The sequence below is a fragment of the Microbacterium sediminicola genome, assembly GCF_039531125.1.
Lineage (GTDB): Bacteria > Actinomycetota > Actinomycetes > Actinomycetales > Microbacteriaceae > Microbacterium > Microbacterium sediminicola.
Genome location: NZ_BAAAPL010000002.1, coordinates 1,009,167 through 1,022,276, shown reverse-complemented (window position 1 = coordinate 1,022,276; position 13,110 = coordinate 1,009,167). Strand labels below are relative to the sequence as shown.

Annotated in this window: 15 protein-coding genes; all 15 read right to left on the bottom strand. The window is 67.3% G+C overall.

What is annotated here, in order from left to right:
• Positions 1-155 precede the first annotated feature (155 nt).
• Positions 156-689, bottom strand: a complete 534-nt coding sequence (gene rplQ / locus ABD206_RS13440; protein ID WP_344073449.1) for a 50S ribosomal protein L17 — start codon at positions 687-689, stop codon at positions 156-158.
• Between the two features lie 24 nt (positions 690-713).
• On the bottom strand, positions 714-1,703 hold the full coding sequence (locus ABD206_RS13435; protein WP_344073447.1) for a DNA-directed RNA polymerase subunit alpha: 990 nt from the start codon (positions 1,701-1,703) through the stop codon (positions 714-716).
• 129 nt (positions 1,704-1,832) lie between these two features.
• Positions 1,833-2,231, bottom strand: a complete 399-nt coding sequence (rpsK, locus tag ABD206_RS13430) for a 30S ribosomal protein S11 (protein WP_320486986.1) — start codon at positions 2,229-2,231, stop codon at positions 1,833-1,835.
• Between the two features lie 28 nt (positions 2,232-2,259).
• Entirely contained in the window at positions 2,260-2,634 is a 375-nt protein-coding gene (rpsM, locus tag ABD206_RS13425; RefSeq protein WP_344073442.1) for a 30S ribosomal protein S13, read from the bottom strand.
• Between the two features lie 153 nt (positions 2,635-2,787).
• On the bottom strand, positions 2,788-2,904 hold the full coding sequence (gene rpmJ, locus ABD206_RS13420) for a 50S ribosomal protein L36 (protein ID WP_022893853.1): 117 nt from the start codon (positions 2,902-2,904) through the stop codon (positions 2,788-2,790).
• 67 nt (positions 2,905-2,971) lie between these two features.
• Positions 2,972-3,193, bottom strand: coding sequence for a translation initiation factor IF-1 (gene infA, locus ABD206_RS13415; protein WP_013583992.1), 222 nt, complete (start codon positions 3,191-3,193; stop codon positions 2,972-2,974).
• 268 nt (positions 3,194-3,461) lie between these two features.
• A complete protein-coding gene (locus ABD206_RS13410; RefSeq protein WP_344073439.1) occupies positions 3,462-7,349 on the bottom strand; it encodes a lamin tail domain-containing protein in 3,888 nt (1,295 codons plus the stop codon).
• 301 nt (positions 7,350-7,650) lie between these two features.
• Positions 7,651-8,331, bottom strand: coding sequence for a DsbA family protein (locus tag ABD206_RS13405; RefSeq protein ID WP_344073437.1), 681 nt, complete (start codon positions 8,329-8,331; stop codon positions 7,651-7,653).
• A gap of 78 nt (positions 8,332-8,409) precedes the next feature.
• Positions 8,410-9,246, bottom strand: coding sequence for a type I methionyl aminopeptidase (gene map / locus ABD206_RS13400; RefSeq protein WP_344073435.1), 837 nt, complete (start codon positions 9,244-9,246; stop codon positions 8,410-8,412).
• Positions 9,247-9,262: 16 nt separating this feature from the next.
• Entirely contained in the window at positions 9,263-9,868 is a 606-nt protein-coding gene (locus tag ABD206_RS13395) for an adenylate kinase (RefSeq protein WP_344073433.1), read from the bottom strand.
• The gene (secY, locus tag ABD206_RS13390; RefSeq protein WP_344073431.1) at positions 9,865-11,187 is read right to left on the bottom strand and encodes a preprotein translocase subunit SecY; all 1,323 of its coding nucleotides are present in this window, start codon (positions 11,185-11,187) and stop codon (positions 9,865-9,867) included. Before secY ends, ABD206_RS13395 begins: the two co-directional genes overlap by 4 nt.
• A gap of 101 nt (positions 11,188-11,288) precedes the next feature.
• A complete protein-coding gene (gene rplO, locus ABD206_RS13385) occupies positions 11,289-11,876 on the bottom strand; it encodes a 50S ribosomal protein L15 (protein ID WP_344073429.1) in 588 nt (195 codons plus the stop codon).
• Complete coding sequence (gene rpmD, locus ABD206_RS13380; protein ID WP_344073427.1) at positions 11,876-12,061, bottom strand: 50S ribosomal protein L30; 186 nt, start codon at positions 12,059-12,061, stop codon at positions 11,876-11,878. Before rpmD ends, rplO begins: the two co-directional genes overlap by 1 nt.
• A complete protein-coding gene (gene rpsE / locus ABD206_RS13375; protein WP_344073425.1) occupies positions 12,061-12,753 on the bottom strand; it encodes a 30S ribosomal protein S5 in 693 nt (230 codons plus the stop codon). The genes rpmD and rpsE overlap by 1 nt, the downstream gene beginning before the upstream one ends.
• Positions 12,750-13,109 (bottom strand): 50S ribosomal protein L18, encoded by a 360-nt coding sequence (gene rplR / locus ABD206_RS13370; RefSeq protein WP_344073423.1) that lies wholly within the window; start codon positions 13,107-13,109, stop codon positions 12,750-12,752. Before rplR ends, rpsE begins: the two co-directional genes overlap by 4 nt.
• Position 13,110 lies beyond the last annotated feature (1 nt).

The following is a 13,110-nucleotide window of genomic DNA, read 5'->3' as shown; positions in this document are numbered from 1 at the left end:
GCGCGAGGCATGCTCCGAGCGCCCACCCACGCCCGAAACCAGCCCGAAAACGCGAAACCAGGTCTTCGGTGCGCCAGCAGCAGCTGGTGTCGCACCGAACACCTGGTTTCGGCGGGTGGGCAGGCGTGCGCCGTGCCCGGAGAATCGCTTCTCGCTTACTTCTCGGTGGCCTCTTCGGCGGCATCCTCGGCGGGAGCCTCCTCGGCAGCGGCCTCGACCGGAGCCTCCTCGGCGGGAGCCTCCTCGACGACCTCTTCAGCCGGAGCTTCCTCGGCGACGGGCTCAGCGGGAGCTGCCTCCGCCTTCTTGGCCGACTTCGCCTTGGGGGTGACGGGCTCGAGGACGAGCTCGATCACGGCCATCGGCGCGTTGTCACCCTTGCGGTTGCCGACCTTGGTGATGCGGGTGTAGCCGCCCTCACGCTCGGCCACCAGCGGCGCGATCTCGGTGAACAGGACGTGCACGACTTCCTTGTCACCGATGACCGAGAGCACCCGACGACGAGCGGCCAGGTCACCGCGCTTGGCGAAGGTGATGAGGCGCTCGGCGAGCGGACGCAGGCGCTTGGCCTTGGTCTCGGTCGTCTGGATCGACTTGTGGGTGAACAGCGCGGCCGCGAGGTTCGCGAGCAGCAGGCGTTCGTGTGCGGGGCCGCCTCCGAGGCGGGGACCCTTGGTGGGCTTAGGCATGTTCGTTACTCCAGGATGAAAAGATCAGACGGTCTCGTCGTCATAGCCGCCGTAGAAGTGCGCGCCGTCGAACCCGGGAACCGAGTCCTTCAGCGACAGTCCCAGCGAAACGAGCTTGTCGCGCACCTCGTCGACCGACTTCTGGCCGAAGTTGCGGATGTTCATGAGCTGCGTCTCCGAGAGGGCGACGAGCTCCGACACCGTGTTGATGCCCTCGCGCTTGAGGCAGTTGTACGAGCGGACCGACAGGTCGAGGTCCTCGATCGGCATCGACAGCTCGTTCGAGAGCACGGTCTCGACCGGCGCGGGACCGATCTCGATGCCCTCAGCCTCGACGTTGAGCTCACGCGCCAGACCGAACAGCTCGGTCAGGGTGCGGCCGGCCGAAGCCACGGCGTCGCGCGGGGCGATCGAGGGCTTGGTCTCGACATCCAGGACGAGCTTGTCGAAGTCGGTGCGCTCACCGGCACGGGTGGCGTCGACACGGTAGCTGACCTTGAGCACCGGCGAGTAGATCGAGTCGACGGGGATCTGCCCGCTCTCGGCGTACTCGTTGCGGTTCTGGTTCGCCGACACGTAGCCGCGGCCACGCTCGATGGTGAGCTCCAACTCGAACTTCGCGGTCTCGTTGAGGGTCGCGATCACGAGCTCGGGGTTGTGCACCTCGACACCGGCCGGAGCCGAGATGTCGGCAGCGGTGACCTCACCGGCGCCGGTCTTGCGCAGGTACGCGGTGATGGGCTCATCGCGCTCGCTCGAGACGACGAGCTGCTTGATGTTGAGGATGATCTCGGTGACATCCTCCTTCACACCGGGAATGGTGCTGAACTCGTGGAGGACGCCGTCGATGCGGATGCTGGTGACAGCCGCACCCGGGATCGACGAGAGGAGGCTGCGACGCAGCGCGTTTCCGATCGTGTAACCGAAGCCGGGCTCGAGCGGCTCGATGACGAAGCGGCTGCGGAACTCCCCGATCTTCTCCTCGGTCAGAGTAGGACGCTGTGCAATGAGCACGATGTGTTCCTTTCGGCCAAGTGCCCGCTATATGACACTTGCAGTTGATGAGGTCTTGAGTTTTTCTCGGGGATGCCGGGCACGACGCAGTACGCCGCGTCCGACATCCGAAATCAGACGGTCTCTGCGTCAGACGCGGCGGCGCTTGGGGGGACGGCAGCCGTTGTGGGCCTGCGGCGTCACATCCTGGATCGATCCGACCTCGAGGCCGGCGGCCTGCAGCGAACGGATCGCCGTCTCGCGACCCGATCCCGGGCCCTTCACGAAGACGTCGACCTTCTTGACACCGTGCTCCTGCGCCTGGCGGGCGGCCGACTCGGCGGCCATACCTGCGGCGTAGGGGGTCGACTTGCGCGAGCCCTTGAAGCCCACGCCACCCGACGAGGCCCAGCTGATCACAGCGCCCGAGGGGTCGGTGATCGAGACGATCGTGTTGTTGAACGTCGACTTGATGTGGGCGTGGCCCAGCGCGATGTTCTTCTTCTCCTTGCGGCGCGGCTTGCGCGCTGCGGACTTGGGGGTAGCCATATCTGTTCTCTCCTAGCCTTCCGCGCGCTTAGCGGGCCTTCTTCTTACCGGCGACGGTGCGCTTCGGGCCCTTGCGGGTGCGCGCGTTCGTCTTGGTGCGCTGGCCGCGCACGGGCAGGCCGCGACGGTGGCGCAGGCCCTCGTAGGAGCCGATCTCGACCTTGCGGCGGATGTCGGCGGCCACCTCGCGGCGCAGGTCACCCTCCACCTTGTAGGTGCCCTCGATGAAGTCACGAAGTGCGACCAGCTGGTCGTCGCTGAGATCCTTGACGCGGATGTTCTCGTCGATCTCGGTCGCCGCGAGGATCTCGTTGGAGCGGGTACGGCCGATGCCGTAGATGTACGTGAGTGCGATCACCACGCGCTTGTCGCGCGGGATGTCAACACCGGCAAGACGTGCCATGTGTCTCTCTCTTTCTCTTCAGACGATGCTGAGGAGTCGTTCGAAGGTGTGGAGCAGGATCGGTGCCCGGGCCTTCGCCCCGAGGTGTCCTCCGCGGATCTCTCCGCGGGATCTGACCCTGCCTGAATGTGTGTAGTTATGAGTCGGTGGGTCTCAGCCCTGGCGCTGCTTGTGGCGCGGGTTGGACTTGCAGATCACCATCACGTTGCCGTGGCGGCGGATGACCTTGCAGTGGTCACAGATGGGCTTGACGGAGGGGTTGACCTTCATGATTTCTTCTCGTTCGCTGTCTTCGCCGGGCGGACGGTGAGGTCCGGGGCGTTACTTCTCGACCGGTCTAGCGGTAGCGGTAGACGATGCGCCCGCGGGTGAGGTCGTAGGGCGAAAGCTCCACGACGACACGGTCCTCGGGGATGATGCGGATGTAGTTCTGCCGCATCTTGCCGGAGATCGTGGCGAGCACCTTGTGTCCGTTGGTGAGCTCGACGCGGAACATCGCGTTGGGCAGCGCCTCGGATACTGTGCCTTCGATCTCGATGACACCGTCTTTCTTCGCCATAGCCTCGCTCACGCTTGTGCAGACCGGCCGGTCTGCGGTGGATGGGATTCGGGACTTCGCTCTCCCCTCGGGGAGCACCCCGCCCGGACACGCCAAGGCAGGCGCAAAGCACCAAAGATCAATAGTACGTGATAGGCCCGCATCCGGCAACCGCACGTCGCGGCATCCCGCCCGCGCTCTCGCCGAACCCACATGTTAAGCGCGAACCCACACGTTCCTCGCGCCACAAACGTGTGGGTTCGCAAGGAACGTGTGGGTTCGGCGGAGATCAGGCGGCGGTCAGGCGGCGGCGGGTGGCGACGAGGGCGGCGCCGAGGAGGAGGGCGACAGCGGCGAAGGGCAGGATGCCGATGCCCGACGACTCCGCCGTGCCGCCGGTGTCGGCGAGCGCATCGACCTGGATGTACTGCCACCCGATCACGGCGCCCGTCGAATCCGTCACGACCACCCGGTGGGTACCGGCCGCGAGGCTGGCCGGCAGCGTGAAGGTGACGGTTCCGGATGCCGAGACCACGGCCGTGCCGAGGGAGGTCGGCGTCGAGAACACCCAACCGTTGACCGTCTGTCCCGCGTAGGCGGCGCCGACCGTGATCGTGATGGTCTCACCGGGGTTCGCCTGCGATGGGGCCTGGATCTGGTTCTGCGTCCCGGGCGTCAGGGCCGACTCGCTCGGCGCGGATCCCCCCGTCGGGGTCAGCCCGTCGTCCGAGCCGCTGTCGTCCGTGCCACCGTCGTCCGTGCCACCGTCGTCCGTGCCACCGTCGGACCCGCCGTCTTCCGTCGCGCAGATCACCGAGCCCTCGCGGATCGAGTATCCGGCCGTCTCGCTGTCGTCAGCGTAGAACACGGGCGCGAAGCCGTCCGCGCACAGCGCCGATGCGATGGTGAAGCCCTCGTTGGCGATGTTGTCCGCCATGCCGGCGGGATTCTCGAACGCTGCGGTCACTTGGAAGGTCCCGACGAAGGGCCCCTCCTGCGCGATCTGCAGAACCGCCGTCTGCCCCGCGCACGCGTCGTCGCAGACGGCCCACAACAGGTCCGTCGTGGCGTCGTAGAAGACGTCCGCGACCACCGCGAGCTTCGGATCGATCGTCGCGACCAGCGCCGCCGATCCGTCACCCATCAGCGCCACCGCGTAGATGCGAGCGGTGCCCTCGACCCCGACGAAGAACAGCCCCTGGCCGTGATCGGCGTACGTGGCCGGGTCGTAGAGCGCGGTGGTCGACTCGTCGATGAAGCCCTCCGCGACGAGCGCGCTGTCGGGGATCCACGTGACGCCCTCGAGTCCGCCGTTGGCGGGCAGCGTCGGGAGAAGGCTCGCGAGGTTCCACTCCATGGATGCCGCAAGCGTCGTTCCCGCGGCGGACACGTCATAGAGCAGAACCGAGGGGCGGCTCACGCTCGAGGCGTCGTTGTTGCGCTCGCTCGAGACGTACACACCGGTCGAAGAGGATCCATCGACAAGGCCGATGCCCTCGGCATCCACGGTGCCGGTGCCATCCGGATAGGTGAGCGTCTTGCCGTCCGCCCAGTCACCAGCGACCGGCACCCACGCGGTGCCGTTCCACTCGAGCTTGTAGAGCAGACCGTCGCCGTTCTGCACAGCCCACAGCGTGCCGCGACCCTCGCCGGTCGCCTCGTAGGCCAGACCGCTGAGGTCGGCACCGAACTGGTTCTGCGCCGAGGCCAGCGCCACGTCCTCGCCGCCCAGCCACGAGATCACCGCAACCACACCGACACACTCGTTCGCGGCGCCCTTCGTCGGGGCCTCTGAGAGCGCGAAGTCTCCGCTGCCGTCCGGGCAGCGCGCCCAGGTCGTCGCGGCGTGCTCGGTCCAGGTGTAGGAGTCGATCAGGGTCGCGCCGTCGGCGGCGAACAGTCGCGCGGAGTCGGATCCACCGAGACCGAAGCCGCCCTCGACGTCCGTGTCGACCGCGAGGTAGGCGCCGGCGGCGATCGTGGTACCGTCGGCGAGCGCCAGCACGTGCTCGTCGTTGTCGTCGCTGAGCACGTAGCCCGAGACATCCACGGGCTCATCTCCGATGTTGACCAGCTCGATCCAGTCGCTCACCGCGTCCCCCGACGACTCGACCTCGTTGATGCGCACCGGCGAGCAGTCGTTCGCGGAGCCCGCCGTGGACGAGTAGGTCAGGACGAACTCGCCGGTGCCGTCGGGGCAGCGACCGTAGGTCGTCGCCGATGCGTGATCCTCCCAGCCATAGCTGTCGACGAGCGTCACGCCGTCGGGCAGGAACAGGCGCGCCTGATCGGGGTTGCCGAGGCCGAAGTAGTCCACCGGGGCGTCAGTGAATACCGCGAGGAAGGCGCCGGGATCGAGGATCGTTCCTGCCTCGATCGCCAGCTCGTGGTCGTCCGCGTTGTCACGGAGGATCCAGCCGCTCAGGTCAACGGCACTCTCCCCCGTGTTGTACAGCTCGATCCAGTCACCCGGGTCGCCGCCGCTGGACTCGATCTCGTTGATGACGACGCCCTCCCAGCCGGCGGGCGGCGGACAGTCGTTGGCCGTTCCGGGAGTGGCGCTCTCGTTCAGGACGAACGCCCCCACTCCGTTCAGGCAGCGTCCGAATGAGGGGTCCGCGTGGGTATCCGCCGGCCAGACGACCTCGTCGACGAGGGTGACACCGTCCGCGAGGTAGAGGTGGAACTCGTCGCCCTTACCGAGGCCGAAGGGGAAGGCGGCATCCTTCTCCAGCACGAGGTAGCCCTCTGCCGGCACCACGGTGCCCTCCGGGAGCACGGCGGGTTCGGCTGCGCTGTCGGTGACCACCCACCCGGAGATGTCGACGGCGGCGGATGCCGAGTTGTAGAGCTCCACCCAGTCGGGATCCCCCTGCGAGGTGACCTCGTTGATCACGATGCTGTCAGGCCCGGCAGCGGAGGGGCACTCGTTGGCAGCGCCAGGGGTGGCCGCCTCGTTAATGGCGAAGTCCCCGGTCCCGGTGGGGCAGCGACCCCACGAGGGGTCCGCGTGCGTGTCGGCGGGCCAGGCCGCCTCATCCACCGGCGTCACACCGTCCGCGAGGAACAGCCGGAACTTGTCGCCCTTGCCGAGGCCGAAGGTGAAGTCGACGTCCTTCTCGAGGACGAGGTAGCCCCCCGCCGGCACGATGCTGCCGGTCGGAAGCACGTCGTCGCGGTCGGAGTCATCATCGACGTGCCATCCGGAGATGTCGACATCCGTCGCACCCGCGTTGTAGATCTCCACCCAGTCCGCGGGGTCGGAGGAGACCTCGTTGATCACGAGGCTCTCGGCTCCGGCGGGAAGCACGCAGTCGTTGGCAGCACCGGGTGTCGCGGTCGCGTTGATCGCGAACTCCCCCGTCCCGTCGGGGCAGCGACCGTACGAGGGGTCCGCGTGCGTGTCGGCGGGCCAAGCCACCTCGTCTACCAGCGTCACACCATCGGCGAGGTAGAGGTGGAACTCGTCACCCTTGCCCAGTCCGAACGGGAACGCGGCATCCTTCTCCAGCACGAGGTAGCCCTCGGCGGGGACGATCGTGCCCTCGGGAAGAACGGCGGGCTCTGCCGCGCTGTCGGTGACGACCCAGCCCGAGATGTCGACGTCCGTCGTGCCGTCGTTGTAGATCTCCACCCAGTCCGGATCGCCCTGAGAGGTGACCTCGTTGATCACGATGTTCTCGGGTCCCGCCGGGGCCGGGCAGTCATTGGCCGCGCCGGGCGTCGCGGTCTCGTTCATCGTGAATTCGCCCGTCCCGTCCACGCAGCGCCCCCACGAGGGGTCGGCGTGCGTGCCATCGGGCCAGACGACCTCGTCGACCAGGGTCGCGCCGTCCGCGAGGTAGAGGTGGAACTCGTCGCCCTTGCCCAGGCCGAAGGTGAATGCCGTGTCCTTGACGAGCACGAGGTAACCGCCGGCGTCGACGACCGAGCCCTCGGGAAGGGCTTCGAGTTCGCCGGCGCTGTCGCTGACCATCCAGCCCGAGACATCCACGGCGGCGTCGCTCGTGTTGTACAGCTCCACCCAGTCCTCGGGGATGCCCTGCGAGGACGCTTCGTTGATGACGATGGCGTCCTGCGGGGCGACCTCGTCGGCGGCGGTCGCCGAGACCGGCACCGCCGCGACGAGAGAGAGACCGAGGACCGCAGCAAGGGCGGCGGCAAGGCGACGGCGCATGGCGAAGCTCCAGGAGGGGGTGTGGGATGCGACCGGCAGTGTCGATCATCCGCGGCTGGCGCGTCGATCCCCGATTCGCCCCGTCAGCCTCTCGGCGCCGAGTGACGCGTCGGTGAACACTCCCCCAACGCACCGGAACGCCCCGGCATCCACTCGCCCCTCCACCGCACCCCTCCCGCCGAACCCACACGTTATGCGCGAACCCACACGTTCCGTGCGCCACAAACGTGTGGGTTCGCAAGGAACGTGTGGGTTCGGCGATGGTGGGTGGGCGCGCGGGGATCGCGCCTGCCCGGATGCCTCAGCTCAGGTAGGCGATGATGTCGGCGTCCACGTCGCCGGTGAGGGTGATGTACTCGCCGTTGATCAGCATCGTCGGGGTCCCGACCGAACCGGTCTCGGGGTTGGCGGGCATGTTGTCGGTCATCGCGGTCGCGAAGTCCATGTAGGTGCCGGCCATGATGCAATCGACCGCCGCGTCCGCGCCGACCGCAGACGCGATCTCGGCGATCTGCTCGTCGGTGAGGCCCTCGGTGTTCTCTGAGGGCTGGTTCTCATACATCGTCTGCAGGAACGGCAGCACGGCATCCGGGGAGTACTCCGCCACGCAGTACATGGCGCTCGCGGCCCGAGTCGAGAACTCGGTGCCCAGCGACAGGCGGTCGAGGATCGTCACGGGGTGCAGCTCGAGCGTGATGGATCCGTCTTCGATCAGACCCTGGATCGTGTCACCGTAGGTCTGCTCGAACGCGTTGCAGTAGGGGCACATGAAGTCGACGAACGTCGACACGGTGTCGGGTCCGTCACCCACGACAATCGCGCCGGTGGTGGTGTCGATGCCGCTGGCGGTCGGCAGCTCGCCCGGGTCTTTGGCCGCGTTGTTCATCCACACCACGAGCGCTCCCACGAGCACGAGCACGGCGACGACCGCCACACTCACCCAGATCGCGAACGAGTTGTTCTTCTTCGCCGTAGCGGCCATGTGTCGGTTCCTCCGGTGCAGGGGTGGAAAGGATGCTGTGTGTGACGAACGCGTATGCGCTCGAATCAATTCCGTACGCTACGCGATGGGCTGTGGCACGACCCCGAACGGAGCAAGCTCCGCGGCGCCGCCATCGGGTGCGGTGAGCACCCAGACACCCCCATCGTGCACGGCAATGCTGTGCTCCCAATGTGAGCCGTCTGAGCCATCGACCGTGGAGACGGTCCAGTCGTCATCCTCGACGAGGGTCGCCTCACTCCCCGCGACCACCATGGGCTCGATCGCGAGCACGAGACCGGGGCGCACCTCAGCGCCGGCATCCGCCACCCGGTAGTTGAACACCGGCGGCTCCTCGTGCATCTTGCGGCCGATCCCGTGCCCGACGTAGTCGCGCAGGATGCCGTAGCCGCCCTCAGGCGCGTGGGTGTCGATGTACTCCTGGATCGCGGCGCCGACCTCACCGACATGCGCGGCGCGCGAGAGTGCGGCGATGCCCGCCCAGAGCGACCCGCGGGTCACCTCGGACAGCTGCTCGCGCGCGGCGACCAGCTCCGGGCGCGACGGGTCGGGGAGCACGATCGTGAGCGCGGAGTCGCCGTTCCACCCCTTGTACTCGGCCCCGGCATCCACCGACAGGATGTCACCGGGTTGCAGCGCATAGTCGCCCGGGATGCCGTGCACGACCTGCTCGTTCACCGAGGCGCAGACGGTGTGACGGTACCCGCGCACCATCTGGAAGTTCGACTTCGCGCCGCGTCCGGTGATGACCGCGGATGCCGCGGCATCCAATTCCAGGGTCGTCACGCCCGGTCGGGCGAGCTCGCGCACGGCGGCGAGGGCCGCCGCGGTGATCAGGCCCGGCTCGACCATCGCTCGCAACTGAGCAGGGGTCTTGTAGATGGAGCGGCGCAGCACAGCGGGTCCGGCTCTCTCAGCCGGTGATGCCGCGCGCAGCGAGGGCCGCGAAGATGCGCGCGGAGATCTCCTCGAGCGAGCCGACGCCGTCGATGGCGTCGACGATGCCGCGCTCGCGGTAGACGTCGAGGATCGGCGCGGTCTCGCGCTCATAGATGGCCAGACGGTTGGCGATGACCTCTTCGGTGTCGTCCGTGCGTCCCTGCTCGATCGCACGCTGCGCGATGCGGGAGATGGACTCCTCCCTCGGAACCGAAAGCTCGATGACGGCATCCAAGGGCTCTCCCCGACCGTTCAGGAACGTGTCGAGGTCGCCGACCTGGCCGAGGTTGCGGGGGTAGCCGTCCAGCAGAAAGCCGTTCGCGGCATCCGCCTGCGTCAGGCGGTCACGCACGATCTCGCTCGTGAGCGAGTCCGGGACGAGGTCCCCCGCGTCGATGATCGACTGCACCTGCAGACCCAGCGGCGTGCCGGCCTTGACGTTCGCGCGAAACACATCTCCCGTGGAGATCACCGGCACGGCGAGCGCGTCGCCGATCCGCACGCCCTGGGTTCCCTTGCCGGACCCCTGCGGGCCGACGATGAGAAGACGAGCGGAGGGGAGCTCTGCGGATCGCGTCATCGGAGAAGTCCTTCGTAGTGTCGCTGCTGCAGCTGGGCGTCGATCTGCTTGACCGTCTCAAGTCCGACACCGACGATGATCAGGATCGACGCGCCACCGAACGGGAAGTTCTGGTTGGCGCCGACCAGGGCCAGCGCGAACAGCGGGAGCAGCGCGATCAGACCCAGGTACAGCGATCCCGGAAGCGTGATGCGGGTGAGGACGTAGTCGAGGTACTCGGCTGTGGGCCGACCGGCGCGGATGCCGGGAATGAACCCGCCGTACTTCTTCATGTTGTCGGCGACCTCAACGGGGTTGAAGGTGATCGCGACGTAGAAGTAGGTGAACCCGACGATCAGCAGGAAGTAGACCAGCATGTAGATCGGGCTGTCACCGTTGGTCAGGTTGTTGCTGATCCACACGACCCAGGGGGCAGCGGTCTCGCCGGCGGCCGGCTGGTTGAACTGCGCGATCAGTGCCGGGATGTACAGCAGCGACGAGGCGAAGATGACGGGCACGACACCGGCCATGTTCACCTTGATCGGGATGTACGTGTTGGTGCCACCGTATGTACGTCGACCGACCATGCGCTTGGCGTATTGCACGGGGACACGGCGCTGCGACTGTTCGACGAAGACGACCAGCCCCATCACCGCGATACCCACCACGAGCACCAACAGGAACAGCTCGAAGCCGCGGGACTGCCAGATCGACCACATCGAGGCCGGGAAGGCCGCGGCGATCGAGGTGAAGATGAGGATCGACATGCCGTTGCCGATGCCACGCTCGGTGACGAGCTCCGCGAACCACATGATGAGGCCGGTACCGGCGGTCATCGTGATGATCATGAGCATCTGCGCCCACCACGCGTCGTTGGTCAGCAGCTGGGAGCACTCGGCGATGCCGGTGGTGCCGAACAGCTGTCCGCTGCGGGCGACGGTGACAAGAGTCGTGGACTGCAACAGCGCCAGAGCGATCGTCAGATAGCGCGTGTACTGGGTGAGCTTGGCCTGGCCCGCCTGCCCCTCCTTGTAGAGGGACTCGAAGTGCGGGATGACCACGCGCAGCAGCTGCACGATGATCGTCGCGGTGATGTAGGGCATGACGCCCAGCGCGAAGATGGACAGCTGCAGAAGCGCGCCGCCCGAGAAGAGGTTGACGAGGGAGAGAAGACCCTCGGCGCCGGAGGATTCCGCAAGACACTGCTGCACGTTCGGGAAGTCGACGAACGGCGCGGGGATGTGCGCACCCAGGCGATAGATGGCGATGATGGCCAGGGTGAACCCGATCTTGCGACGAAGATCGGGGGTGCGAAACACCCGTGAGATGGCGCTGAACAAGAGGATTCCTCCAAGGCGATGCCGGCACACGCTCCGGTGCGGCCGACGTCCAGGCTAACCGACAAAGGGGCCGGAGATCACTCCGGCCCCTTCTGACGGGATTACTCGGCCGATGCGGCGGTCACGACGGACCCACCGGCGGCGACGATCTTCTGCTCGGCGGATGCCGAGACCTTGTCGACCGTCACGGTGAGCTTCACGGCGATGTCGCCGTTGCCCAGGACCTTGACCTTTTCGTTCTTACGGACCGCACCCTTGGCCACGAGGTCGGCGACGGTGACGTCTCCGCCCTTCGGGTAGAGCTCGGCCAGCGCCGACAGGTTCACAACCTGGTACTCGACGCGGAAGGGGTTCTTGAATCCGCGCAGCTTCGGGGTGCGCATGTGCAGCGGCATCTGGCCACCCTCGAAGCCCACCTTGACCTGGTAGCGCGCCTTCGTTCCCTTGGTACCGCGGCCCGCCGTCTTGCCCTTCGAGCCCTCACCGCGGCCGACGCGAGTCTTGGCGGTGTTGGCGCCGGGGACCGGACGCAGGTGGTGGACCTTCAGCACGCCGGGGCGTGCCGCGGGAACATCCTTCTTCGGCTCGGCCTTGGCAGCCGGAGCCTTCTTGGCGGCGGGCTTGCGCGCCGGCGCCTTCTTCACGGGAGCCTCGGCCGTCTCGGCCTCGACGTTCTCGTTTTCTGCCATTAGTCGATCTCCTCAACCTTGACGAGGTGAGCGACGGTCTTGACGTAGCCGCGCGTCTGCGCGTCGTCGGGACGGACGACGGCGTCGCCGATCCGCTTGAGACCGAGCGAGCGCAGCGTGTCACGCTGGTTCTGCTTCTCGCTCACCTTGGACTTGATCTGCGTGACCTTCAGTCGAGCAGCCATCAGGCACCTACCTTCTGCGTACCGGAGGCCTCGGCCTCGGCACGGACGAGACGGGCGGGGGCGACCTGGTCGAAGTCCAGACCACGGCGCGCTGCGACGGAGCGGGGCTCCTCGAGCTGCTGCAGGGCCTCGACGGTCGCGTGCACGATGTTGATCGTGTTCGACGAGCCGAGCGACTTCGACAGGACGTCGTGGATGCCGGCGCACTCGAGCACCGCACGCACCGGACCACCGGCGATAACACCGGTACCGGCGGCGGCCGGACGAAGGAGCACGACACCGGCGGCTGCCTCACCCTGCACGGGGTGCGGGATGGTCGAGCCGGAACGGGGCACGCGGAAGAAGTTGCGCTTGGCCTCTTCGACACCCTTCGAGATGGCGAGGGGAACCTCACGGGCCTTGCCGTAGCCGACGCCGACCACGCCGTTGCCGTCACCGACGACAACCAGAGCGGTGAAGCTGAAGCGACGTCCACCCTTGACGACCTTGGACACGCGGTTGATGGTGACCACGCGCTCCAGGAACTGGTTGTCGCTGCGGTCGCGCGATCCACGGTCGCGGTTGGGGTTGCGCTCGCGGCTGCCGCGGCGGGGCTCGCGCTCGGTCGAGGGAGCCTCGGCAGCAGCAGCCTGCTCCGGGGCCTCAGCGGTGGCGGTCACGTCGTTCTCCACGTTGTTGTTGTTCTCGCTCACAGGTTCAGACCTCCCTCACGGGCGCCGTCCGCGATAGCGGCGACACGACCCGCGTAGCGGTTGCCGCCACGGTCGAAGACGACATCCGAGACACCGGCGGCCTTCGCGCGCTCGGCGACGAGCTCGCCGACCTTGCGGGCCTTGGCGGTCTTGTCTGCCTCGAGGGCGCGCAGGTCGACCTCGAGGGTGGATGCCGAGGCCACGGTGTGGCCCTTGGTGTCATCCACGACCTGCACGAAGACGTGACGGGCCGAACGGGTGACGACCATGCGGGGACGATCGGTGGTGCCGACGACCTTCTTGCGAAGGCGGGCGTGACGACGCGCGCGCGCGTCGGACTTCGACTTCACAGCCATG